This is a genomic window from Acinetobacter sp. 228 (assembly GCF_048147885.1).
The window spans coordinates 18,423-41,392 of sequence record NZ_JAYWYV010000024.1 but is presented as its reverse complement, the minus strand read 5'-3'; the positions used below and the strand labels follow the sequence as shown (position 1 = coordinate 41,392).

The following is a 22,970-nucleotide window of genomic DNA, read 5'->3' as shown; positions in this document are numbered from 1 at the left end:
CTATGATAAGATTAACCCGTTAGGTCAGGTGGCCTAACTTAAATAAAAAAGTCTCCGACAAACCCGGTACGGTTCATCATCGACTCAAATCTCTATTTGCAACAGTGCCGAAAGCATACTAAAAAGCTGAATAGCCTAAGCATTAATACAGTTCTAGATTTCGTCTGTGCTTCCCCTTAATGATTAGAGATCAATTCTCTGTAGTCATGCACAGAACAATATTAGAATTACAGGGAATCTCTTGCATTGAAATTGAGCAAAGTCCTAAAGCAAAAAAACAAATAATAGCAAGCCGTTCCTTTGGCCAGAAAGTTTATAGCTGTGACGATCTTAAAGAAGCGATTACTCTTTATGTTCAAGATGCCGTAAGCCGTCTAAGAAGTGAAAATTTACTATGTGGCTGTATTATTAGTTTTGTGCAATCTAATCCATTTGATAGTTCTGAGCCTTTTTATAATAAATCTTTGTCTTACGCTTTACCCGATCCATCAGACAATAGTTTATTACTTTCTAAAATTGCTACCTCAATGATTGATCAGCTATACCAGAAGAATATTGGATTTAAAAAATGTGGAGTTATCCTCACTTGTCTTGAACCTAAAGCTACTCATATTTATGACCTATTCACGGACATGAATAAGATAGAATCAAGTAATAAGCTTATGGATTCACTCGATGATATACAGAATAAATTTGGTAAGAGAAAAATAGGATTAGGTGCCAGTATGCTACCTGATAGAAATTGGAATATGTCACGTAATAAGCTGTCTCCCAATTACTTTAAATGGGATCAACTTATGAGTGTTAAATAATTAGTCATGACTAAGACAATTTCTTTGCATGTAACTTGCCACCTGGCTAAAAGGAATAACAGGAATTGAAATTAAAATATGCAGCGTTTATAGCTCTTTTAATAGTAGTGTCTGTTATGGCCTTTAAACAGGTTTATAACCCTTACTTTGATCAAGAAAAAGAACTAAAGACTTTTAACTTTAATGGAAAAAAATTAACGGCTCTTTATCTGTATAGGGAACATGATCAAGAAATAGGATTTAAAGAAAATCCTTTATTAAAACCATTAGTTTTCACATGGAAAAAGCCAATTTATACCTGTTTTAATATGGTCAATGTACCTTATGATTTAGAAATATTTTTCTTTAATGCAAATAAAAAAATTATTGGGTCAACTGTAATGGAAAAGTTTTCCCAAAAGCAGTACTGCCCCAAAGAAAAGATTCAATTTGCATTAGAAAGATTAAAAATTTAGATTTTTCAATTTAGTCTTTAGTATGCCTAAAATTACTTGAATAGTAACTGCTTGGAAAAAGTATAAAATATGTCTTTAATGTCGATACTGAAATCTTCAGATCCTAAGTGCAAAGAAGTGAAAGAAATTATAAAAAGTGTCGCACCCAAAAAAAAAGATTTCAAAACTTACAGTGGTATTCCTCCTTTTACTAATTATGAAGTGATGAGTGAATATAAATTAACAAATAGTTATGATTCAGGCTTGGTTGGTACAGCATTTGACTACTTATCAAAAATAATTTGTGCGTACTACACGAATACTGAATTGAGTGCTAAAGAATTTGAGCAACCTCAAATTACTAGCTTTCTAGAGGAAACTAAAAACAAAAGCATTTTGATATTATATAAAAAAATGCAAAAGCACATAGATTCTTTACTAGCTAATAGATCAAACAATTTAGAAATAAGTGAAGATTTTATTGGTGGAATTATTCTCATGGCTAAATTGGAAAATCTATGGCGATCTGGATTTCTACCAGTAGCAATAAAGAAGGAAATACTAAAACCAACGGAGAAAATGGTTTACGAAGATATATCTTCCCTAGTCAAAAATTTTGATAATGTATTCATTAAGAATGGACTTATTAAGCCTGATAGTTTGATCACATACAATCCTAGATATTCTGCAAATATTCGTGTTGCACTAGGTGGGATAGATGCAGATATTTGTATTAATGAAACGCTGTATGACTATAAAACCACTAGAAATCATGGATTTATGATCAAAGACAGTATGCAAATCACATCATATTACTTATTCTATTTAATGGATCGGATTATGTCGTCAACGGTGCAGATGCAACGACACAGAATAGAACGAATAGCATTATATAAAGCTAGGTTTGGCCAAATTGAATATTTTGATGTTAAGGATATGCCTGAAAAAGATTTAAAATATGCAATTTCTGAGCTTAATAGAATGTTTAAATTAGGTATGCCCGCTCAGAAAATTCAGGATTTTTAAAGGGCATTTAAGGCACAATAATGTGCCTGACCTTGTTATCTATCTTGCTCTTTCCCCTTGCTCTTTCCCTGCTGCGGATCTGGCTTATTAGGTTGAATCTGTGGCTGTGGCGTTGTTTTTTTCACTTCTACCTGTTTCCGTAAATAGTCCACTAGATCAACTGCTAGTTTCCTATCTTGCAGATCGGGTGACTGTGCTAGAGCTTTAGTAATTTCCTTGTAATGCGTCAATGCTTCTTTTTCTTGCTGTTTAGCTTTCTGCACACGGTCTGGACTGGCCTTATTTTTACCATATCGCTTAAACGATTTGCCTTGCTCTTTCATTTGTTTAACTGACTGTTTATCACTTCTGTTTTTTTGCAGCCTAGCTATCCGTTTTGTCGCATTAGCTTCAATCCCTCTGGATCTTAGTTTTTCAGCAAAACTTTCTCGCCATTCCTGAAGGTCAGCCTTCCTAATATTTAACCGATCCCCTTTTTCAGAAACAGCTTTAACAACAACATGCACATGCGGGTTTTCACTTGGATCTTTTGAAGGGTCATTGGTAAAGGTATGCTGCACCATCATATATTTATGGTCTTTAAAATGTTCCTCTGCAAATTCTTTTGCAGCATCATAAACGCCTTTTTCATCCGTACCTTTCGGCATAGATAACACAATATTAAAAGCCTGCTTATATTTAGATTCTTCATCAGAAATAGGTGTACCTGACATTTGCCAATCTTCAGCAGTATCTTCTATATCATCCTTACCATTAACTTTATTTCCGTCCTGATCAATTCCCTCTAATTGCCCATTCCGTGTGATATATCCCATGTGGGCTTTCACCTTCCCCATAGAATTACCTCCACCAGTAACCTTGACCATTACTTCAGGGGTCTTTTTACTAATTCTATCTAAAGTTGCTTTAACGCCATTTGGAGATGCTTTAGGGGCTGATTTAGCTGAATGGCCAGATCCATTTTTAGGCTTAGACAGGTCATTTAAAAAAGTATCTAAACTTTGGGTCTGATTAACACGCCTAACTTTAGATCCATTGAGTAGCTGCTCACCATGAGCAAGCAAGGTGCTTTGCACTTCTCTGGTAGTCTTACTGCTTCCGTTAGCCATTATTCCCACCTCTTTTTATTGCGCTCTAATACAGTGAAAACATGCCTAACTTGAGCTTTTACTAGCTGATGTACTCGCTCGACAAATTCTCTATCGTAAGATTCATAAATACCATGATTCATATTCTTAGCCATTTGGTTTAGGTTTCTACCAATCGCCAAAAGCTGACTATTTGATTCGCCAAGTTTAAGAGCTTCTTCCTGGCTAAAGAATATTGAATCTTTTGTGACATTAGCTGTTAAAACCGAAATGATATATTGATTCGGTTTCATGCCGACCTGTGCTGCTTTTTCATTAATTGCTTTCATCAAACTCGGTTTAAGCCGTAATTCTTTGCGTGATGTTTTTTCAAATACATCTATAACGTCTTGCGTTTTTTCTATTTCAGATAACTTTTCCTTGATCATTTTTTTGATCAGGTCATTTGGATCTACTTCTTCAAACTTAGCTAACTGATAGATTTTTTCGGCTAAGTCCCTTTCAAGATTCAAGGAAAAATCTTGTCCTGAATAATCTGGATCATTTTCTTTCTTATACGCATTTTCTAAAGCCCTCTGGAAAGGCTCACCTTTCTTGATTCCTTGCTTCTCACACTTAGCTTGCCACCAGTCATAAACGGCATTGCTAACCCTAAATTTTAAAACTTGATCCAAGTTTGATTTCGTCATGATTCCAGTACCTTTATCGAAAGTAATATTTTCGATAGCTATTCTGAAAGAATAGTATAACTTTAATTTGTGTCACAAATTAAAGTTTTTAACGGCTGTTGCCTATCCTGCCATAGATTATTTTTATTCATTTTTCCCTCTTTTTTCCTTAGTCATGACTAAGAGTAATAAAGCTAGGTAGTCGGGATAACCCGCCAAAAAAAAACCTTGCATAAGCAAGGTTTTTTTCCATTGGTAGATTTATGCTTCTTGTAAATACTCGATTTCAAGGCTGCTGCAATCTACAGATACCTCTGTTCCATCTTCGTATTTGATCCATACAAAACCCAAAGAAGTAGGCTTTTTATTTAGCATCAGGTTCGCTTGTCGGCCGTCATGAATAACAACTAAAAGCGGTTTTTTGATTTTGTCTGGATCTTCTTCTTTAGCTTCTGGCTGCTCTTTCTGGTTCGATTGATCCATCAGTTTTTTAACTTCAGGTTCTTCAGTCGCTTCAGCTTGATCATTCCCCTCAAAATTGAAAGATTCATTATCATCAATAATGGCGGTTTGCTCTTGGCTTTCTTGCGCCTGTGGTTCTGATTCTGGATCTGCTTCAGTCGCTTCAGCTTGCTTAGGTTCTTTTAACTTTTTAGATAGAGCCTGTACTCTCGATCTGATAATGTCTTGACCATTCTCTAAAGATTCATCCACCCAAGCGCTTACTTCTTCAGGGAATGATTCCCAAAGTTTGCGTAAGTCATACAAAGTCTTTGGAGATTTAAAACCTGCATCATAAGCCTTAGATAAGCACTCTGGCATATCTACTAAAGCTAAGTGAGTAGAAATAAAAACAGGATCTTCATTTAACTTTTTAGCGATTACGTTTTTCTTTTCGCCTTGCTTAATTTTCTTTTGGATGAAAAGTGCAAGCTCAATAGGTGAATGGTTAAGGCGTTCTTTATTCTCCATGACCTGATCATAATCATCATGATCATTATCAACAAAAGCAGGGATAGCTTCCTTGCCGGCCATCACTGAAGCTCTAAAACGTCTAGCTCCATAATTGATAATCCACTTGCCTTGTTCTGTTGGATGGGGTTTAACACTAATAGGTGTTTTAACTCCACGAGCCTTGATGGACTCGACCATTTTTTGCATCTGATCTTCTGGAAACTCAACACGCGGCTGATCTGGATCTTCAAGAATATCTGTAAGTGGAATCTGTTTAGGTGTTCCGTCTGCTACTGGTGCAGGATTACCTAGATCAATACCTTCCAAAGCTGATAAATCTAACATTCCTTAAATCTCCATAAACTTGTTAATGCTTTCAAAAACTGTTTTTAATTCAGCCCATGCGGTAAAACCGCTAGTTTTACCCAATTTATTTGTAGGTATTCCTTGTGCTTGGGCTTCAGCGATTGCAGTCGTTTTTTTAACGAAAGCATAGCTACCGTCAGAGTTTTTGATCAGGTACTTTGAAAAATGCTGAACAATAGCTTTTAGGTTGTCTTTCTGGAATGGAGTGGGTTCAACAATATTCGGAAGGATGCCGATTAATTTTAAATTTGGGTTAAGCTTTTGATTAATCGCTTGGATCTGCTTGAGTAATCCACCGATGCCGTCAATAGCTTCCTGATTCAACTGAATTGGACTTAAAACATAGTCACTAACAATTAATGAAGCTACTTGGCGAATGTCGGGATTTGGATTGGTATCAATCAGGCAAACATCAAATAAAGAATCAACTGATTTTAAAAACTTCTGGTAATTGGTGGCAAAGTTGTTATGCAAAGTGCCATTTTTTTCTATAGCTGTTAATTCTGGTGTTGCTTGTACCAAAGTAAAGGCTTCAGGATTTGAAATAGTTTGATCTTCTTTGGTCAGTATATCGAAAGCAGATACATTAGCTACAGTCACAGCCCCGCCAGTAATCAATGCTTTTGTAGTGTTTTTCTGGTGGTCTAGATCAATGACTAATACGCGCAAGCCCAAAGAATTTAAATAGTGGGCATACTGGCAAATGATTGCAGATTTACCCACACCGCCCTTTTGATTTGAAGCAACAACTTTTTTCATAGTTTCACCTAGTTTAATGGCTTATTAAGGGTCGCCCTATTGCGTCCTTATGCTGTATATTTTAACGTCCACCTGTGGACATTGCAAGCATTTTCTTAGTCATGACTAAGTTTTTTATCATAAAAAAATCCTCCCATAAAGGGAGGACGTAAATTAAAAATCTTCAGGATAACCTATTGTTATAACTGGCTCTGCTTGATCTCCACCATGTACGTGCAATTCTAAAATATGATTTCTCTTGCGACCTGCGCCTGTGATAATTACATTAAAACGTACCGCACTTGGGCTTAGGTGTGTCTTATATGCTCGGCTCATCCATAAAATGTCATGAATAACGCCCTCTAAGTCATTAAGCCATTTTTCATTTTTTACAGCCTTATCAACTACCGCCCAAAGCGCAGAAGTGAAGCATATAGGATGCTTATAATGTTCTTTTGCCAGTCCATCTAATTTAGGACTAATAGAATTGATTGCGACTAAAAAACCATCTTCAATGGCTTGCTGACGTGTGTAAACTGAAATGTATTGTTCCATGATTTTTAACCTGTTTTATTTCAGGTCGCCCGATGCGTCCTGATAAAATCATTATATCAGTCCACCTGTGGACATTCAAGCAAAAACTTAGTCATGACTAATTTTTTTATAGGGAAAATTGAGTAGAAAAATATCCGTTTTGATACCTGACTAAACCGCTTTTCAAATGCTCTTATTTGCGATTCTTGGTCTACTGACAGCCTTTTTTATATATAAAGCTAGGTTATCCCAGCACCATCCTAAACAGGCCAAAATAAGCGTATATAAAGCAGAACAGATAGACAATTTTTTATGTTTTTTTGGCCAGCTAAAAACCAAAAAAATCGCCACTAAAAAAAACCTCCCATTGTGGGAGGTCTAGCTTAATCGGCTAAGTTATAAGTAATTCTGTAATCTTCAAAGTAACCATTTTCATTATCTCCCCTTCTGATTCTTTCAATATGAGTAACATTTTGAGCTACTCGGCAATTAATCATGATTTTTTCAATTTCTTGGAATAGTGTTTTTTCATCAAATATTGGAAACCAAATATTATTATTTGATCCAGTTAAAACCTTATGACTGCAAAAATGAATCAGTTTACCTGTAGGATAGTTTGTAAAGATTGCAACTATTGAAGCTCGCATATTAATACCCATTTTATTTCAGATCGCCCGATGCGTCCTGATGAAAAACATTATATCAGTCCACCTGTGGACATTCAAGAAAAAGTTTAGTCATGACTAAGAATATTAAAAAAAAGCCCCCTTTCGGGGACTTCTCCTTTAAGCAGTCAAAAGTTTTTTATCTTCTGCCATTCTGGTTTTTTTAACTTTCTGGCTGCCGTGTAAATCTCGCATTTGATCTAAGGTCATTCTGCCTCGACCATTTGATTTTTTACCAATGAAAACCCATTTACATTGCACTCGATTCCAGACAAAACCCGCTTCTTTTAATTTGTCTTTGTGCTGCTTAGTATCACCAGAAACCCAAACCCAAACGCCAATAATTTCAATATCTAAACCATCCAGATTAATAATTGCATCAATAGCCTGTTTTACTTTTTTCTCAACTTCAGAGTGTTCTGAACGGCTTGACCAGAAACCACGCCCATTTTCGGAACTATCTTGATACTGATCTTTTGATGCTTCATTAATAATACGATTTAAAAGCTGTTCATATTCGCTATTAATCTCCTGCATAACTTCGGTTTTACCGCCACGATCAGGATGATTTTTGAAAGCTAGTTTTTTGTACTGAAGTTTTAACTCGTCTAATGATGTAACTGATGAAAAATGTTTCATGTTTAAATACCTGTTTTATTTCAGGTCGCCCAATGCGTCCTGATAAAATCATTATATCAGTCCACCTGTGGACATTCAAGCAAAAACTTAGTCATGACTAATTTTTTTAAATGATATAAATTTATAAAAAATAATTAGTTAAGCATTCTGTCTGGTCTACTTTTCTAATGCTTATATTTACGTTTCTTAGGCTGCTGATAGCCTTTTTTCATCTTATTTCTGGCTACTCCACATCAAACTCACCAACACGCTAAAATGAGCTTAAAACACACAAGATGAAAAATCTTTTTCCCTTAGTCATGACTAAGAAATTATAAAAAAATCCCCTTTTCGGGGATCTCTTTTAAATTGGACAAGAATTAAAAATTATATGGAATGGATCATTCCTATAAGCTGTCACTCTATATGCTTTAAGGCGTTTTTTAGTGTATGGCTCAAAGGTCACTAAAAAGTGTGAGAATAGCCCACCTCCCAACTGTTCAGGTAGCATGAACATTTCAAAGTTAAAACCTCCATACGTGCGGGCAGGGGGAAGAATATTAAACATTTCATCATATTCAGTTAGTGAAATTTCAATCGGTTCTAAATAGTTATTCTCTTTCTGAAAGAAATCTTTTTCAGTTATAACTGAAGCAGCAGCAAAGCTTTCTCCATAACTGTTTTGTAATTCTAGTATTAATTGACCTACATTCTTTTTAGTAAGACAGCAAACATATTGTTCATTAAGATTGTCTAAGTAGCCAAAAAAATGGACTGATTCAACTTCAGATTTCTTTAATGTATATATTAAAACTAAATCCTGATTCATAACTAAATACCTGTTTTATTTCAGGTCGCCCGATGCATCCTGATAAAAATCATTATATCAGTCCACCTGTGGACATTCAAGCAATAGCTTAGTCATGACTAAGAAATATAACAATGTTTAGTTAAGATCCCTAGAAGGTATATCAGAGCAAAGTGTCTACTTTGCGAACTGAAGCAATCAGTTAAATTTTCTCTTCCCTGATTACCGTTGCAAGGGGCAAGCGAAGACGACAAAATCTGTGATTTTGTCGAGCTGACCGCAGCACCGCAACTGCTCCCATTTGTTCCAGTAGCGGTATATACAAAGCTATTCCGGAGGGTAGCGACCAGATAGCATAGAAAAATAAAAAATGTAGGGATAAGTAAGGCAAAAACTAAATTCTTAAAGACTTATCAGACTGGATTTATTAGCAAAATATTACAGGTTTGGCCAAATCTTGGGAAACATTAAGTTATTGTTTTTATTATATGGGGGTAAATTAATATTCTAAAAAGATGGCAAAATATTCCACTTAGGCTAAATGCAAATATTTAGTCATGACTAAGGTATCAATCAGCTAATTATTAAATTTTACTATTTGAATGCGAATAGAAAAGATACTTTTTATATAGATTAATAAGAATTTTTGAAGGTTTTAAATTAAACCTCCATATTGTCTTAAATTAGCGGAGTCTGTTTAAGACAATATGGAGGGTATGCTTTTTAGATATTAATCCTGATCGTCCTTCTTATCATTATTGCTACTAGTAATAATCCCTCGTTTTGCCTGTAACCAGAAGTAATAGTCCATATCTATTGGCTTATGTGCATTAAGCTTATCTAACTTTTCAGTTAATAGAGTTCGCATGATTACTTTAGAAGTATCCTCGTCTAAATTACCTAAGAAATATCCATAATCTAGTAAAAATTCTTCGCAATTTACTAAGGTGCTAATTTGTTTCGGAGATACCTTTACTGGTGGTTTGAAATGCTTAATCCGATCAGGTGCTTTAAAGTGTGATCCATCATCACTAAATGGAATCGCAGCAGCCAGATAACCCTTTTTCATTTTATCTATAAATTTAAGGTGTCCTTGCTCTTTATATTCAGTTTTCAAGTTAAACATAAACTTAATAGCAACTACTTCCTTTCCGTTTTTTACGTTCTCAAATTTAACATTAATATTGCTAAGTTCGTTAATTTCATCTTGAGCCACATTTAAAACACGGCTTTTAAAATTGGCCAGCTCTTTATATTTATCCTCACATTCAAGCATCCATCTTAATTCTTCCAGATCAATAGTGACCTCTGATGTGCGCCACATATAGCTCATTAAGATCCGATACAAGCGAAGGGAATAGCTCGAATTAAATAAGATAATATGCTTCAGTTCATGGCTACTAAATGATTTAGTTTTTTCATCTACTTTTTTAACTAAGTCATAAAAATACTCAAAAAATTCTTTTGCAAATCTGACCTTTATACATTTACTTACTTTGTCATAATGGCAATAAGTCATCATCGGAACTTTAGCAGGTTCATCAGATAAACCATCTTTAACCAACATTGTTGGGTTATCAAATTTTGTATAAATACGTTTTAAAGCGGTTTCCGCATTTCTCTGAATTTCACGTTTATCTGTTGTTGTAAGTACTTCCTTTCTGGCCATTGGAGAAGTCAATTCTCCAAAGTTTTCGCTGCTCACATAAATAAAATCGTCATGAGTAATTGAGGTATTATTTTTTAGCTCATTCTTTCTAACGATGATCATTGCACAGTACATAAGCTTCTCAAGATTGAGATCAATGCTATATCTGGCTGTAGGGAAATCATTGCGGGTCACAACTAAATCGGTCAATTTTGCCCTTGTATTAGATTGGGTATAGTCCTCTAAACCTTGTGAACCAATAATTTTCTGCATTATTTTGTAAATCCATTATATCTATTAAGATCATTATAACTATACAAGTATCTTTATCAAGTATAGTTATTTAATAACTTTTTAATCTATTGTTTTTTAAGATAAAAAATATAAAAAGTCTTTTAAATACCTCTATAACCCTATAGTAGTATAAAAAAAATAAATATATTTTATTATTATCTATTTTGTTTTATTTCAATTACTTACGATGCGACAAAACGTATGGCTATTTTTAAAACAAATACCTGATAAAAAATAATCAATTTTAGATATTTAAATAAAATTATTACATATCATATACTTAGGCTGCGACAAAACGTATAGTTATGGTTTTAAGCCTATACAAATTTCTTCTTTTACCCCAAACAATAAAAATAGCTCTTAAATTTAATTATCTATATAAAACAATGATTTATTATATATATAAGAATCTAGTTAATTCCTGAAAAATATATATAATCGTATTCAGTAAGCATAATTGCAGGTTTGCGACAAAACGTATAGTTATGCGCGGAAGTTGCGACAAAACGTATAGTTTTGGGAGTACAAAATAGGTTAAGGCTAAAAAATACGCAAAAATATAATAAGTTAGAGTTAAAAGCCTAATTAATTACTGATTTTTAAGCAAAATTTAGCTATTTTTTGTATGCTGTTGATAAATCTGTGGATTATCTGCGACAAAACGTATAGGTATGTGACAAAACGTATAGTTATAGCGACAAAACGTATAGTTATAGCGACAAAATGTATAGTTGTAGCGACAAAACGTATAGTTGTAGCGACAAAACGTATAGTTATGAACCTATAAGCTTATGTTTTACAAACAGAAATTAATGCTCTTAAACTGTTCTAAACACTCCTAAACTTTAATTAAACTCTTTTTAAATCTGATTCTAGTTTTTTTAAAAAGTTTTTAGAAATGTTTAGAAGATTATTAAAGTGATATTTACATGACAAAAAAGGGAAGGGATCTAAAAAAATATAAGTTTTGATATATACAAACTTTTTACAAAAGTTTTAACTTTTTTGTTAAAGTTTAAAACCTTTTCATATATATTAAAATTGTTTAAAAATAATTGGTGTTTTTGTGTCTTTTACACACAGTAACACTTCAGTTACATTTTTAAATTAATTATATTTTGTAAGAATCCGCACTTCACTTTCAAAAAACTAGGAATCTTGCAGAAATGGCTTTAACCATGAATGACTTGAAAACAGTCGATGACTTCAATGCCAATAACTATGGTGTTGAAATTGGTATGAATGAACAGTTCCAATATTTCGTGACTGTAAAAGTAAATAATGTTGATCATGTTATTCATACCGCATCAGGAAAAATTCGATTCACACGGAATTTACCCTTCTTGATTCAAGAGATTTGTTCAATGTGCAGTAATGCCAAAACAATATCTCTAAACTTTGAAGGCAAGTTATTCGTACTGGAAAACTCATTTAAATAGAGCGACTACTTGTGTATAAAAAATTTATTTTAGGTTTAACCTTAGCTAGTGCTTCTGCCTTAGTTGCAGCTAAAGACGAAAATTATGGCTGTCGTGCTTTTATGTGCTTTGCTGGCGGTCTTAATATTTCTGAATGTCAGTCTACAATTCGTGACGTAAAAAAAGATTTGGCTAAAGGTAAAGGCTTTCCTCATTGTTCTTTCGTTAGCAGTAATCAAGACGGATCTGTTGGAGGTGGAGAAGGGCAACCTAAAATTTCATCTTATACAAATAATAAAAGAGTTTATCTTTATGTAGATGACAAGTTAGTTACTACAGTGAAAAAGTCCTAAGTTTTTGCAAGAAAAAAAGCCTGATTTAATCAGGCTTTTTTTCTTGTAATTGTTTATAAAAAATTCTCAAAACTTCTTTGACGGCTACACTTTTTCCTTGTTTTTCCCCGCCATAAATATCTTTTAAGTATTCCAAGGCTTCCAGTGCTTCAACATCTTCAGGAACATCCATATTGAAATAAACTGAAAGTGGAGTTTTGGTTGAAGCCTTTTTTCTATATCTTTTTCTACGATCTACTACCTTTTGTGCTGTTTCTGTTTCTTCAGTCATAACTTATCCTATTTAATGAATGTCCACAGGTGGATATTAAGTCCTTTTCAAATAATTTACTACTTTATCTGTTCGCCACCCTGCGGGATGGCTTTGTATATCCCGCTACTGGAACAGATGGGAGTAGTTGCGGTACTGCGGTCAGCTCGACAAAATCACAGATTTTGTCGGCTTCGCTTGCCCCTTGCAACAGTAATCAGGGAGGGGAAATTAACATATTGCACCAGTTCGCAAAATAGACACTTTGCTCTGAGATACCTTTAGGGGTCTGGATTAGATAGGTAATATAGATGCCTGGATAAACGCTGCAGCTTTTATCCAGGCATCGAGGTTTTTAGTCATGACTAAAACAGATTTTAGCTAAAATATTTAAATTTATTTAAATTCTTTAAAAAAACTTTACCAAGATTACCTAAATTGATGATAATGCACCTTTGTTACGGGTGTTTTAAAAGGTTTTATGGATGACTGATTTTATAAATATTGATCCTGATTTTTCTATTTCAGAGGTGGTGCTTGAGGAATCTAATAAACAAGAATTTATTAAAGAGTTAATTATTAATGAATTTGAGGGTGGATTTTTTATTACAGCCAAACTGGCATGGTCAGGCCAAAAGGTTTGGACTTTAACAACAAGACGAGAAAAAGATAAAGCTAGGATCTTTAAGGATCTGACTAGGCTTAATGATTTCTTGAAAGAAAAAATTTATACAGAAGAAGTAAAAATAATAAGAATCAAGTAAAAAAATACAAAAGCCATTTCCAATATGATATATTTTGGATAGTATACTTTAAAGCTCTAAGACTGGATTTAAGAAAATGGCTATAAGTTTAAATAAATATGGAAATTTTTTAAAATTTTTTCTAGTTATTTCATGTGTTTATCTTGTGTGCTTCATGCCACAAGATGCACTGCTTTTAGAAATCCTTGTAGATTTCACTAAATTTCAAGTAGTTGCTTTCTTATATTCATCTTTTCTTTGTGGGCTTTCGAGTTTCCTAAATTTCACAATTTGGAAATAACCCATGAATCTTGTAATCGTTGAATCTCCTAACAAATGTTCAAAAATTGGAAGTTATTTAGGATCTAATTTTAAAGTTGTGGCCAGTGTTGGCCATGTTCGGGATCTACCAAGAAAAGGCTTAGGTATTGATATAGCCAATGATTTTGCAATGGAATATTCATTTATTCCTGATGCTAAAGTTAATGACAGAACTTTTGACGGTGGCGAAAAACGTATTGAAAAAATAAGAGCCTTTTTGAATAAAGCAGACAAGATTTATTTAGCTACCGATCCAGACAGGGAAGGTGAAGCTATTTCATGGCATTTAAAAGAATGTTTAGGTCTGGAAGATGGTCAATTTGAACGAATAGAATTTAATGAGATTTCAGAAAAAGCTATTAGAGAAGCCATTAATAATGGGCGTGGTTTAGATTATCAGCTTGTATATGCTCAAGAAGCACGTAGGGCTTTAGATCGTCTGGTGGGCTATCTAGTTTCCCCTATTGCATCTAATCTTATGGGGCAGACTTCATCTGCGGGGCGGGTACAATCTCCTGCTGTTTTAATCGTTGTCCTTAGAGAAATCGAAATCCAGAAATTCAAAGTTACTAACCACTTTGGCGTTAATTTGAGTTTTGATAAAGAGCCTAAAAAATGGATCTCGCAATGGGTTACAACGGATTTTGTAACTGAGGATCAGCCTTATATTTTAGATCGTTCCTTAGCTGAAGAAGTTGCAAAAACTAAGAAAGTTAAAGTTTTAAACTGCACTGAAAAAACAGAGTATTCAAATGCTCCTTCTCCGTTCTCTACAGCCCTACTTTTACAAGCTGCTAGTGTAGCTTTAGGCTTTAGCCCTCAACAAACGACCAAAGCAGCACAGGCATTATTTGAACAGGGGGCAATTACTTACATTCGGACTGACGGCCTAAATATAGCTGATGAAAGTGTAGAAGAAATCTTTGCTTATGCTAATGAACATCAATTTTCTTTACCTGAAAAGCCTAATAAGTTTAAGGAAAAAGATGGGGCGCAAAATGCACATGAAGCAATCCGACCTGTTCACATAACTGATAAAGATCTAGGAAATTCACCAGAACAAAAAGCTTTATATCAATTGATTTGGGAACGTACTATTTCAAGTCAATTGGCCAAAGCTGAATATAAAGCCGTTACTTTGGAATTACTGTCTGAAGATGGAAAATATAAGTTCCATGCTAAAAGCCGTGAGTTAATAAAAAAAGGGTGGATGGTTTTTGGGCAAGACTGCCTGAATGAAGATGAAAACGAGCCTTCAGGCGTGGTGCCGGTCTTAGAAGTTGGTTCTGTAGTTGATGTTAAAAGCGGTGAAGTTATTGCAAAACAAACCAAGCCACCAAAACGCTATACAGAAGCTTCACTAATTAAAAAATTGGAAAGCTGCGGGATTGGTCGCCCCTCTACTTATTCATCAATCATGGCCAATATTCTGAATAAGGGCTTTTTAGAGGTAGAAAAGAAAGTCTTAAAACCCACTAAATTAGGGAATGATCTAATTGGTAGTCTGTTAAAAGCTAAGTTTAGCTTTCTGGATCTGCACTATTCAAAAGAGATGGAGTTGCAGCTAGATAAAATTGCATCTGGTGAAACTTCATATAATTCGGTTGTTTCTGCCTTATACACTCAACTTGCTCAAGAGCTAAGTACAGCTTCAAAACTGACAGCTATAAACGCAATACCTTGTCCAAAGTGTAAGAGCCAGTTAAAAAAATTTAAGAATACTAAAACCAATCAATTTTTTTGGATTTGTAGCAGTGAGGACTGTAAGCACTCGATGGATGACGACAAGGGTAAACCAGTCGAAAAAGTTATTCATTCATGCCCTAAGTGTAAAACAGGTCGCTTAAATAAATTCCAAAATTCGCAAACTAAAGAATATTTCTGGATCTGCAATGATCAGGAATGTAAGCACTCGATGGATGACAAGAAAGGTCAGCCAGTAGAGAAAATTAAATATCCTTGCCCTAAATGCTCAACGTCATTATTCAGATCCAAAAAAGAAGGTAAAGATCCGATCTGGTTCTGTCCTAATCGGGAAACAGATTGCAAAGTCTTTTTGCCTGAAGTTAATAAAAAGCCACTTCTTGAAGTCTATTCATGTCCTCAATGTGCCAGTGATTTAAGACGGATCAATGGGGCAAATGGCTATTTTTGGGGATGTACCAACTATAAAAATGGGTGCTCCGCTACTTATCCAGATCAAAAAGGTAAGCCAAAATTTGAGGTGAAAAAGTAATGATTGATTTCGTAGTTTTGGCACAACAATGTGCGCCACAAGTTGATGTAAATATTGCGTCTGCAATTGTTAAATCTGAATCCTCATTTAATCCTTTTGCGATAGGGGTTAATCGTGCCGCAGGTCTTAAAAAACAGCCGACTAGCTATGAAGAAGCTGTATCTGTGGCCAAAAGATTAATTAGCCAGGGACGAAATATTGATGTTGGTTTTGCTCAAATTAATAGTGCTAATTTCAAAAGACTAAATCTTAGTGTCGAGCAAGTTTTTGATCCCTGCACTAATCTAAGCGCAATGCAATTTATCTTTAATGACTGCCGAAATAGGGCAAAAGGCAAAGATATTTATAAAGCTATGTCTTGCTATAACACTGGCAACCATTCATCAGGATTTAGAAATGGGTATGTAGCGAAAGTATCAAAGAATTTGAACTATTTTGCTAATGGTTCAACTAATACCATGCCTGTAAAATTCAATCCTCCCGCACCTCCTATGAATAGCTCTGAACAGCTTGCATATTTTGCTGCTAATGCAGATATGCCTAACTCCAATGGATATACAGAAAATACCGAACTTCAAAGCCTTCCAGTAGTGGAAAAAAGGCCTTCATTTTTTTTAACCAATGGCACAGGCTTTAAAGAAAAAGAAAAAAGTTATAAAAATTCTATGATATTTTAAAATATTTTCAAAAAGTTTAAAACTTAGTGTAATATATTAAAAAATTAGTACCAATGGACAGTATTTGATTTCCCGAGAATATCGTCATTGGTGATTAATGCGCTAGGTTTTAATTGCTTCACTTGGAGAAAATAATGAAAGCAAATCAAACGCAAATAACAACGACTAAAACGACTGGTATCAAAGCAAGCGTATTGATGTTGTTCATGACGTTAATCTCAAGCCCTGCCTTTGCTCAAATCTCAAAAGTTAATACGGTTATGTCTAATGTTCAGGCGGTCTTGGCGGGTGTGTCTATAACTATATTTACTATCGTTATCATGTGGGCAGGTATCAAAATGGCTTGGCAACAAGCTAAATGGGCAGACATTTCTAACATCGTTATCGGTGGAATTTTGGTGGGTGGTGCTGCGGGTATCGCTGCTTGGCTGATTAACTAATGTCGAATTTTTCTGATCCAATTTTCAGGGGTTGCACTCGTCCTGCCATGCTTTTTGGCGTTCCAATGTTGCCTTTTTTGTTGGTGACGGGGGTAGCAATTCTTTTAGCGGGTTGGTCTTTTTATCTACTTAGTGCCTATGTGACTTTATTTATAACAGCTATTTATGTGCCTATTTACTTCTGGATGCGGGCAATAACAAAAGTAGATGACCAACGATTAAAGCAAGTATTGATGCGGTGGCGCATAAGAGGGAAACAGATCCAGAACCATCAAAAATGGGGAGCAATCTCATTTTCGCCACTTAAATTAAAGAAAAGGAAATAACAATATCATGCGTTCAAAACAGCAAGTTAAAGATAGCGCAAATGCTGAAGTCGCAATTTCAGACTATCTGCCGTTTGGTAATCATGTTTCCAACAATGTTATTAAGCTTAAAAATGGTGAATACATTGCTACATGGAAATTAGAAGGCATTTCGTTTGAAACAGTTGAAGCCGATATTATTAGAATCCGTAAAGAAGGATTAAATAATTTTTATCGTGCTTTAGGTGGCGGTCACTTTGCTGTTTGGACGCATAAGATTCGTAGGGGAGTTAATGAACGTCTAAATGGCGTTTATGAAAATGATTTTATTGCTGATTTTAATGAAAGATATTATCAGCAGTTTCAGGGTGAAAAGAATAAACAGATGGCTACTGAATTGTATTTAACAATTCTTTATCGTCCTGAAATTTCCAGATTAACAAAGATTTTTAAGAGTAAAGCTAGTCGTGATCCAGTAGCCCTGAAAAAGCAGATTAAGCGGGATCTCGATATTTTGGATGATGTAGCCAAACAGGTTGAAGCAAGTTTATATCACTACAATCCAGAACGTCTGGCGACCTATACCAAGAAAGGTTTTGTCTACTCCGGAATGTGTAATCTGCTTGGTTTCTTAACTAATGGAGTTTGGGAAGAAATCCCTTTAAGACAGGCTAATCTTGATCAATATATTCCAAGTAGTCGCTTGTTCTTTGGTGACAAAAATGGCTATTTACAGATCAAACATCCTGAAGCTCAAAAATATGTAGGCTTTCTGGATATTCAAGAATTTCCACGTTTATCAGAATCAGGAATGTGTAATTCCATCCTGTATGGAAACTATGAATACATTGAAACTCAAAGTTTCACGGTTTATGGAAAGCGTGATGCTGTAGATAAATTAAAAACAATTAAAGGCCAACTAAATTCTGTAGAGGACGTTTCAGATCAAGAGATTCGTGATATTGATCTGGCTATGAGTGAAGCCAATAGCGGGAATTTCCAGTTAGGCGAATATCACTATACACTTGCGATTTTTGGCGATTCACCAAATCAAGTTGCTCTTAATGTTTCGACTGCCAGAACTGCTTTATCAGATGAAGCAGGGTTCAAAATGGCTGTAATTGATACTGTTCCTGAATGTGCATGGTTCTCGCAATTAGCGGGTAACTTTAATATGCGTCCAAGAGAAGCATATCTCACAAGCCTAAATTTTTCTGCTTTAAGCCCTTTTCATAACTTCGCAAGAGGTAAGCGTGACGGCAATCCTTGGGGTGAAGCACTAGCTTTATTTAAAACTCCAAGTGGCCAACCATTTTACTTTAATCATCATGTTAGCCCAGATAAGCAAGATTCTACAGATGACAAGATGCCAGGTAATACGTGTGTCATTGGAACAACTGGTGTGGGTAAAACAACCCTAGTCATGGCCATGATGATGTTTGCTTGTAAGTATAAAAATCTGAAGGGTGTTTTCTTTGATAAAGATAGGGGCGCAGAAATTGGGATTAGACGGATTGGGGGTCAATACTATGCCTTAGAGCGTGGTGTACCAACTGGCTTTAATCCGTTGCAGCTACCACCGACTGAAACAAATATTCAGTTTGTAGAAAAGCTTGTAAAAATTCTGGTAGGTGGCGTTCGTAATGCTGCTGAAGATCTGGAAATCAGTCAGGCTGTTCGTACCATTATGCGTGATGATATACCGTTAGAACTCCGCAGACTTTCAGCTTTATATATGAATCTGAAAGTAAATGGCGGGGGTGATTCGCTTCAGGATCGTTTAGCTAAATGGTGTAACACTGCTGATCATGACGGAAATTTATCTTGGGTCTTTGATAATCCATACGATACTCAAGACTTTTCTAAAGCCAAAATGCCAATCTTTGGTTATGACTACACGGAATTTTTAGATGATCCAGAAGTCCGTACACCAATCATGGCCTATCTATTACACATCACAGATTCATTGATTGATGGTAGTCCGTTTATTTATTGGATGGACGAGTTTTGGAAGCCATTAACAGATGAATATTTCAAAGATTTTGCCAAAGATAAGCAGAAAACTATACGTAAATTGAATGGTCTAGGTGTCTTTATGACGCAGTCCCCAAGTGACGTTTTAGATTCTGACATTGGTAAAACAATGGTTGAACAAAGCGTTACTCAAATCTTTTTACCTAATCCTCGTGCTGATTACGATGACTATGTAAACGGCTTTAAGGTCACTCCGCAAGAATTTGAAATTATTAAAGAGCTAGAAGAAAACTCACGCATGTTCTTAGTTAAGCAGGGTAGCCGTTCCGCACTCTGCAAAATGGATCTAGGCGAAATGCGTGACGTTTTACAGATTATTTCAGGCTCTAAGGACAATGTAGAACTTCTCGAAAATCTCATGAATGAAGTTGGTGAAGATCCTAACGATTGGGGCGAACTTTTCTTACAACGGATCGCAGAACGTAAAAAATTAATTTCAGAAAAAGGAGTTGCTTAGTCATGACTAAGTTTTTAGCACTATCTAGTTTGTTGGTTATTTCTACTTTAACAACTGCATGTTCTGATGATAAGGAACAGGTTAAGCAGTTAAAAGAAGAAGTGAAGGCTGCACAACAATTAAAACCTCAAGACTTAACTGCTGAACAGCAAGAAGAACTGAAGCAGCGCAAGGCTAGAGCATCCCAAAAGGGCAATATTCTTGATGAATATGATCCTTCTGCACCTCAAAAACCAGTAAAACCAGTAAAACCAGTAAAACCAGTAAAACCAGTAAAACCAGAAACCAAAAAAGGATCTGGAAATATTCTTGATGGATATAACCCAGATTCAAAATAATTAAGGATTCATAGGGGATTGCAATGGCAATTATTACTACATTAGAAACAAAAATTGATTCTCTATTAGCAAGTTACGTGACAGGTGTTAGTAGTAATATCGCTTCTGCAATTGTTCCTATAGCTTTGACTGCTGCAACAATTTATATCCTGATCATTGGCTACAATATTGCGACTGGTGCACAAGAAGATTCTATTTATACCGCTTTATGGAAGTTTTTTAAGATCGCTTTTGTTGGTGGAATTGCTTTAAGTGCGGGAGTCTATCAATCCTTTGTTGTTGAAGCTATTAACGGATTAGCTATCGGATTAATTCAGATTGTTAGTCCAGGCGGTGAAACTTCGCTGGGTGCTTTACTGGATCAAGTGAGTGTGCCGTGGGGTGAATTAATCCAAAAATTAGGTGAGGAAGCTCAATCTGCTTCTGGTGTTTTTCCTGATATTGGTTTGTATTTATCTGCTGCTGTTGTTTCTGTTGCTCAATTCTTATTGTTCTTTATTGGCACTGGTCTATATCTGCTTGCAAAAATCAGTCTGCAACTATGTTTAGGGGTCGGTCCCATATTCATTCTATGTGCAATGTTTCCTGCTACACAAAAATATTTTGAAAGTTGGCTTTCCCAAACTTTGAGCTATGTTTTCACCATAGGCTTTATCACAGCAATTATCAGTATGCTCTTTGCCTTCGTTTCAGGCATGTGTACGCAAATCGCTAATAACTTTGATTCGGGTGACATTCTTACTTCTGTAGTTTCCCTCTGTATTGTTGCGGGAACTATTGTAGTGATCATGTGGAATATTCCAACGATGGCTTCAGCTATTACAGGTGGGGCGGGTGTTCAAGGTGTTGGTCGTGCTGTAGCTCAAGCTATTACTAAAGGTAGTGGCGGTAATAATTCAAAATCTGACAGTGCTTCATCTACTTCTACCACTGGGGGAAGTGTTCAAGGGAATTCTAGCAGCTCTAATAATTCTAATAGCTCGAATACAGGAGGATCTAAGCCGTTATATCAACGACATACTCTCTCTAACCTCAAAAGAAACAAATAGGAATTTTTCTAATGAAAAAACAATTGTTAGCTTTGGGTTTAGGTTCATCTTTGTTTATTAGCGGTCAAGCCAAAGCAGGTATTCCTGTCATTGACGGTGCTAACCTTGCTCAAGCTGTTCAAAATATGGTGGCTTGGGGTGAGCAATACAATCAGATGGTGAACCAAATCCAACAGGCAAAACAGCAATATGATTCCATTACTGGTATTCGTGGTTTCGGTGATGCTGTCAATAATCCATATCTTAAAGACGTGATTCCAAGTGATGTTGCTGAAATTTATAAAGGTATCCAACAAGGCGGTGTCAATGGTATGACTTCAGCAGCTAGAAACATTCGTGATGCCACAATGGTTTATGACTGTGCTTCTAGAACTGGCCAGAACTATAAAACCTGTCAAGCTGCATTAAATAACAATGCACAAACACAGGCTTTAAATCAGCAAGCGTTAGGTGTTGCGGATCTGCGTACTGAGCAAATTGATAATCTGCGTAAACAGATCAATAACACTACTGATGCTAAAGCTATCGCTGAGTTACAGGCTAGGATTCAAGCGGAACAGTCACAAGTTGCTAATGATGCAAATCGAATTGCTTTGATGCAAGCGCAAGCGCAAGCGCAAAAAGATGCAGCACAACAGCTTGAAATTGAAGGCCGTTTAAAACGTGCTGCCCAAAAAGGCAACATTCTTGACGGTTATACTGGTAACTAAACTTTTAAACAAAAGCCCATTTCTTTTGAAATGGGTATTTTTTTTGCAATTTTTATGAATATATTGAATCAATATAACCAAAATATATTATTTTGGTTTACGGTTTTTATATTTTTTGGCATACTTAGAGAAATAACTCTAATAGGGTCTATCGGGTCTATCATGAACAAACTTAAAAAAGTATCTGCTGCTGAAGAAGCTAAAAGCTATGAAAAAGCTATGGATTGGGAAGCAGATATTATTGCAATGCGAGCTAAGTCAGAACGTAAAGCTTGGACTATTGCAAAAGTAGCGGTGGGGGTGGCCGTCTTAGAAGCTATTGGACTAGTTACATTAGCTCCAATGCGTCAGACTGTACCTGTTGTTTTCACAGTAGATAAAGCTCAAGGAAATGTTGAATACGTGGGCGTTGTTGATGACCAACAAGTAAAAGGCAAACAAGAATTAATTGATAAAAATAACATTACTCGCTATGTAACCGCCCGCGAGAGTTATTTCTATCCTTTATTACAGCCAGATTATGATTTAGTCATGACTATGAGTAGTAATCAGGTCGGTAATGACTTTGCTTCACTCTATGAAGGTGATACTGCAAGAGATAAAAAGTACGGTAAAAAATATGAATTAAAAGTCGATGTGATTTCTGTCCAAACTAATCAGGATGAAACAGGTTTTACCGCTAGTGTCCGCTTCACTAAGACTTTGCATTCAGTCGAAGCTAATCGTGATGAACAGCCACAATATTATATTGCAAGTATTCGATATGAATATGCTCCGAACAATCTAAATAAACTTACAGAAAAAGATCTAATTAAAAACCCATTCGGCTTTAAGGTCGTGGGCTATCGTGTCGATCCTGAACTATCTCCTAATAGACCTGTAGCGCAAGCTGCGGTTATTGAACCTAGTCAGCAAGTCTATGTTCCGATTCAACAAGGCGGGGCTGTTGTTCAGCCACAAGCTCAACAAGGAATGTAAAGGATCAT

The 22,970-nt window shown here is 35.5% G+C and carries 24 protein-coding genes and 1 pseudogene; 15 read left to right on the top strand and 10 right to left on the bottom strand.

The genetic code is table 11. The features are described from left to right. Nucleotides 1–108: 108 nt before the first annotated feature. The 3 genes and pseudogenes from VXQ92_RS14285 to VXQ92_RS14275 all read left to right on the top strand — a co-directional run. Nucleotides 109–812 (top strand): annotated as a pseudogene (locus VXQ92_RS14285) (DUF4113 domain-containing protein); the annotation flags it as partial. Between the two features lie 116 nt (nucleotides 813–928). Then, nucleotides 929–1,267 (top strand): DUF192 domain-containing protein, encoded by a 339-nt coding sequence (locus VXQ92_RS14280; RefSeq protein WP_004644788.1) that lies wholly within the window; start codon nucleotides 929–931, stop codon nucleotides 1,265–1,267. Between the two features lie 69 nt (nucleotides 1,268–1,336). Next, on the top strand, nucleotides 1,337–2,272 hold the full coding sequence (locus VXQ92_RS14275; protein WP_163172859.1) for a hypothetical protein: 936 nt from the start codon (nucleotides 1,337–1,339) through the stop codon (nucleotides 2,270–2,272). A gap of 35 nt (nucleotides 2,273–2,307) precedes the next feature. Here the strand turns inward: VXQ92_RS14275 and VXQ92_RS14270 are convergent, their stop codons facing one another. From VXQ92_RS14270 to VXQ92_RS14230, 9 genes are all read right to left on the bottom strand, one after another. After that, a complete protein-coding gene (locus tag VXQ92_RS14270) occupies nucleotides 2,308–3,381 on the bottom strand; it encodes a relaxase/mobilization nuclease domain-containing protein (RefSeq protein WP_163172856.1) in 1,074 nt (357 codons plus the stop codon). Then, nucleotides 3,381–4,049 carry a plasmid mobilization protein gene (locus VXQ92_RS14265; RefSeq protein WP_004644784.1) on the bottom strand — a complete coding sequence of 223 codons (669 nt, stop codon included), beginning with the start codon at nucleotides 4,047–4,049 and terminating at the stop codon, nucleotides 3,381–3,383. Before VXQ92_RS14265 ends, VXQ92_RS14270 begins: the two co-directional genes overlap by 1 nt. 240 nt (nucleotides 4,050–4,289) lie before the next feature. Then, nucleotides 4,290–5,327: a ParB/RepB/Spo0J family partition protein gene (locus VXQ92_RS14260; RefSeq protein WP_004644783.1), complete on the bottom strand. Its 1,038-nt coding sequence runs from the start codon at nucleotides 5,325–5,327 to the stop codon at nucleotides 4,290–4,292. Between the two features lie 3 nt (nucleotides 5,328–5,330). After that, nucleotides 5,331–6,107, bottom strand: a complete 777-nt coding sequence (locus tag VXQ92_RS14255; RefSeq protein WP_163172854.1) for a ParA family protein — start codon at nucleotides 6,105–6,107, stop codon at nucleotides 5,331–5,333. A gap of 153 nt (nucleotides 6,108–6,260) precedes the next feature. Beyond that, nucleotides 6,261–6,641 carry a DUF6573 family protein gene (locus VXQ92_RS14250; protein WP_004644781.1) on the bottom strand — a complete coding sequence of 127 codons (381 nt, stop codon included), beginning with the start codon at nucleotides 6,639–6,641 and terminating at the stop codon, nucleotides 6,261–6,263. A gap of 362 nt (nucleotides 6,642–7,003) precedes the next feature. After that, a complete protein-coding gene (locus VXQ92_RS14245; protein WP_016807023.1) occupies nucleotides 7,004–7,279 on the bottom strand; it encodes a hypothetical protein in 276 nt (91 codons plus the stop codon). Between the two features lie 126 nt (nucleotides 7,280–7,405). Next, nucleotides 7,406–7,924 (bottom strand): molecular chaperone DnaJ, encoded by a 519-nt coding sequence (locus VXQ92_RS14240; protein WP_163172852.1) that lies wholly within the window; start codon nucleotides 7,922–7,924, stop codon nucleotides 7,406–7,408. Between the two features lie 343 nt (nucleotides 7,925–8,267). Next, nucleotides 8,268–8,732 (bottom strand): hypothetical protein, encoded by a 465-nt coding sequence (locus VXQ92_RS14235; RefSeq protein WP_416682232.1) that lies wholly within the window; start codon nucleotides 8,730–8,732, stop codon nucleotides 8,268–8,270. 709 nt (nucleotides 8,733–9,441) lie between these two features. Further along, complete coding sequence (locus VXQ92_RS14230; RefSeq protein ID WP_004644776.1) at nucleotides 9,442–10,632, bottom strand: replication initiation protein; 1,191 nt, start codon at nucleotides 10,630–10,632, stop codon at nucleotides 9,442–9,444. Nucleotides 10,633–11,819: 1,187 nt separating this feature from the next. On the opposite strand from VXQ92_RS14230, the gene VXQ92_RS14225 reads away from it, so the two are divergent. Both VXQ92_RS14225 and VXQ92_RS14220 read left to right on the top strand, forming a co-directional pair. Continuing rightward, nucleotides 11,820–12,092 carry a hypothetical protein gene (locus VXQ92_RS14225; RefSeq protein WP_004644775.1) on the top strand — a complete coding sequence of 91 codons (273 nt, stop codon included), beginning with the start codon at nucleotides 11,820–11,822 and terminating at the stop codon, nucleotides 12,090–12,092. 11 nt (nucleotides 12,093–12,103) lie between these two features. Beyond that, nucleotides 12,104–12,424 carry a hypothetical protein gene (locus VXQ92_RS14220; protein WP_004644774.1) on the top strand — a complete coding sequence of 107 codons (321 nt, stop codon included), beginning with the start codon at nucleotides 12,104–12,106 and terminating at the stop codon, nucleotides 12,422–12,424. Between the two features lie 25 nt (nucleotides 12,425–12,449). Here VXQ92_RS14220 and VXQ92_RS14215 read toward each other — a convergent pair whose 3' ends face one another. Further along, entirely contained in the window at nucleotides 12,450–12,695 is a 246-nt protein-coding gene (locus tag VXQ92_RS14215; protein WP_004644773.1) for a hypothetical protein, read from the bottom strand. 464 nt (nucleotides 12,696–13,159) lie between these two features. On the opposite strand from VXQ92_RS14215, the gene VXQ92_RS14210 reads away from it, so the two are divergent. The 10 genes from VXQ92_RS14210 (at nucleotide 13,160) to VXQ92_RS14165 (ending at nucleotide 22,962) form a co-directional block, all read left to right on the top strand. Then, nucleotides 13,160–13,438 carry a hypothetical protein gene (locus VXQ92_RS14210; RefSeq protein WP_004644772.1) on the top strand — a complete coding sequence of 93 codons (279 nt, stop codon included), beginning with the start codon at nucleotides 13,160–13,162 and terminating at the stop codon, nucleotides 13,436–13,438. Nucleotides 13,439–13,721: 283 nt separating this feature from the next. Continuing rightward, entirely contained in the window at nucleotides 13,722–15,974 is a 2,253-nt protein-coding gene (topA, locus tag VXQ92_RS14205) for a type I DNA topoisomerase (RefSeq protein ID WP_163172848.1), read from the top strand. Next, the gene (locus VXQ92_RS14200; protein WP_416682230.1) at nucleotides 15,974–16,651 is read left to right on the top strand and encodes a lytic transglycosylase domain-containing protein; all 678 of its coding nucleotides are present in this window, start codon (nucleotides 15,974–15,976) and stop codon (nucleotides 16,649–16,651) included. Before topA ends, VXQ92_RS14200 begins: the two co-directional genes overlap by 1 nt. Nucleotides 16,652–16,785: 134 nt before the next feature. Then, nucleotides 16,786–17,091, top strand: coding sequence for a TrbC/VirB2 family protein (locus VXQ92_RS14195; protein WP_163172843.1), 306 nt, complete (start codon nucleotides 16,786–16,788; stop codon nucleotides 17,089–17,091). Next, nucleotides 17,091–17,417: a type IV secretion system protein VirB3 gene (locus VXQ92_RS14190; RefSeq protein ID WP_163172841.1), complete on the top strand. Its 327-nt coding sequence runs from the start codon at nucleotides 17,091–17,093 to the stop codon at nucleotides 17,415–17,417. The genes VXQ92_RS14195 and VXQ92_RS14190 overlap by 1 nt, the downstream gene beginning before the upstream one ends. A 7-nt stretch (nucleotides 17,418–17,424) precedes the next feature. Continuing rightward, a complete protein-coding gene (locus VXQ92_RS14185) occupies nucleotides 17,425–19,887 on the top strand; it encodes a VirB4 family type IV secretion/conjugal transfer ATPase (RefSeq protein ID WP_163172839.1) in 2,463 nt (820 codons plus the stop codon). 2 nt (nucleotides 19,888–19,889) lie between these two features. Further along, nucleotides 19,890–20,225 (top strand): hypothetical protein, encoded by a 336-nt coding sequence (locus VXQ92_RS14180; RefSeq protein WP_416682229.1) that lies wholly within the window; start codon nucleotides 19,890–19,892, stop codon nucleotides 20,223–20,225. A 23-nt stretch (nucleotides 20,226–20,248) separates the two neighbouring features. After that, on the top strand, nucleotides 20,249–21,274 hold the full coding sequence (locus tag VXQ92_RS14175; protein WP_163172835.1) for a type IV secretion system protein: 1,026 nt from the start codon (nucleotides 20,249–20,251) through the stop codon (nucleotides 21,272–21,274). A gap of 11 nt (nucleotides 21,275–21,285) precedes the next feature. Continuing rightward, nucleotides 21,286–21,984, top strand: a complete 699-nt coding sequence (virB5, locus tag VXQ92_RS14170) for a P-type DNA transfer protein VirB5 (protein WP_163172833.1) — start codon at nucleotides 21,286–21,288, stop codon at nucleotides 21,982–21,984. Between the two features lie 162 nt (nucleotides 21,985–22,146). Then, entirely contained in the window at nucleotides 22,147–22,962 is an 816-nt protein-coding gene (locus VXQ92_RS14165) for a virB8 family protein (RefSeq protein ID WP_163172863.1), read from the top strand. Nucleotides 22,963–22,970 lie beyond the last annotated feature (8 nt).

What these genes read in the sequence shown, in the direction of transcription:
- VXQ92_RS14165 (WP_163172863.1), top strand. Translation starts at nt 22,147, where the DNA reads ATGAACAAACTTAAAAAAGTATCTGCTGCTGAAGAAGCTAAAAGCTAT.
- VXQ92_RS14280 (WP_004644788.1), top strand. Translation starts at nt 929, where the DNA reads ATGGCCTTTAAACAGGTTTATAACCCTTACTTTGATCAAGAAAAAGAA.
- topA (WP_163172848.1), top strand. Translation starts at nt 13,722, where the DNA reads ATGAATCTTGTAATCGTTGAATCTCCTAACAAATGTTCAAAAATTGGA.
- VXQ92_RS14175 (WP_163172835.1), top strand. Translation starts at nt 20,249, where the DNA reads ATGGCAATTATTACTACATTAGAAACAAAAATTGATTCTCTATTAGCA.
- VXQ92_RS14245 (WP_016807023.1), bottom strand. Translation starts at nt 7,279, where the DNA reads ATGGGTATTAATATGCGAGCTTCAATAGTTGCAATCTTTACAAACTAT.
- VXQ92_RS14185 (WP_163172839.1), top strand. Translation starts at nt 17,425, where the DNA reads ATGCGTTCAAAACAGCAAGTTAAAGATAGCGCAAATGCTGAAGTCGCA.
- VXQ92_RS14270 (WP_163172856.1), bottom strand. Translation starts at nt 3,381, where the DNA reads ATGGCTAACGGAAGCAGTAAGACTACCAGAGAAGTGCAAAGCACCTTG.
- VXQ92_RS14200 (WP_416682230.1), top strand. Translation starts at nt 15,974, where the DNA reads ATGATTGATTTCGTAGTTTTGGCACAACAATGTGCGCCACAAGTTGAT.
- VXQ92_RS14210 (WP_004644772.1), top strand. Translation starts at nt 13,160, where the DNA reads ATGACTGATTTTATAAATATTGATCCTGATTTTTCTATTTCAGAGGTG.
- VXQ92_RS14235 (WP_416682232.1), bottom strand. Translation starts at nt 8,732, where the DNA reads ATGAATCAGGATTTAGTTTTAATATATACATTAAAGAAATCTGAAGTT.
- VXQ92_RS14255 (WP_163172854.1), bottom strand. Translation starts at nt 6,107, where the DNA reads ATGAAAAAAGTTGTTGCTTCAAATCAAAAGGGCGGTGTGGGTAAATCT.
- VXQ92_RS14250 (WP_004644781.1), bottom strand. Translation starts at nt 6,641, where the DNA reads ATGGAACAATACATTTCAGTTTACACACGTCAGCAAGCCATTGAAGAT.
- VXQ92_RS14260 (WP_004644783.1), bottom strand. Translation starts at nt 5,327, where the DNA reads ATGTTAGATTTATCAGCTTTGGAAGGTATTGATCTAGGTAATCCTGCA.
- VXQ92_RS14230 (WP_004644776.1), bottom strand. Translation starts at nt 10,632, where the DNA reads ATGCAGAAAATTATTGGTTCACAAGGTTTAGAGGACTATACCCAATCT.
- VXQ92_RS14265 (WP_004644784.1), bottom strand. Translation starts at nt 4,049, where the DNA reads ATGACGAAATCAAACTTGGATCAAGTTTTAAAATTTAGGGTTAGCAAT.
- VXQ92_RS14225 (WP_004644775.1), top strand. Translation starts at nt 11,820, where the DNA reads ATGGCTTTAACCATGAATGACTTGAAAACAGTCGATGACTTCAATGCC.
- VXQ92_RS14190 (WP_163172841.1), top strand. Translation starts at nt 17,091, where the DNA reads ATGTCGAATTTTTCTGATCCAATTTTCAGGGGTTGCACTCGTCCTGCC.
- VXQ92_RS14215 (WP_004644773.1), bottom strand. Translation starts at nt 12,695, where the DNA reads ATGACTGAAGAAACAGAAACAGCACAAAAGGTAGTAGATCGTAGAAAA.
- VXQ92_RS14195 (WP_163172843.1), top strand. Translation starts at nt 16,786, where the DNA reads ATGAAAGCAAATCAAACGCAAATAACAACGACTAAAACGACTGGTATC.
- VXQ92_RS14275 (WP_163172859.1), top strand. Translation starts at nt 1,337, where the DNA reads ATGTCTTTAATGTCGATACTGAAATCTTCAGATCCTAAGTGCAAAGAA.
- virB5 (WP_163172833.1), top strand. Translation starts at nt 21,286, where the DNA reads ATGAAAAAACAATTGTTAGCTTTGGGTTTAGGTTCATCTTTGTTTATT.
- VXQ92_RS14180 (WP_416682229.1), top strand. Translation starts at nt 19,890, where the DNA reads ATGACTAAGTTTTTAGCACTATCTAGTTTGTTGGTTATTTCTACTTTA.
- VXQ92_RS14240 (WP_163172852.1), bottom strand. Translation starts at nt 7,924, where the DNA reads ATGAAACATTTTTCATCAGTTACATCATTAGACGAGTTAAAACTTCAG.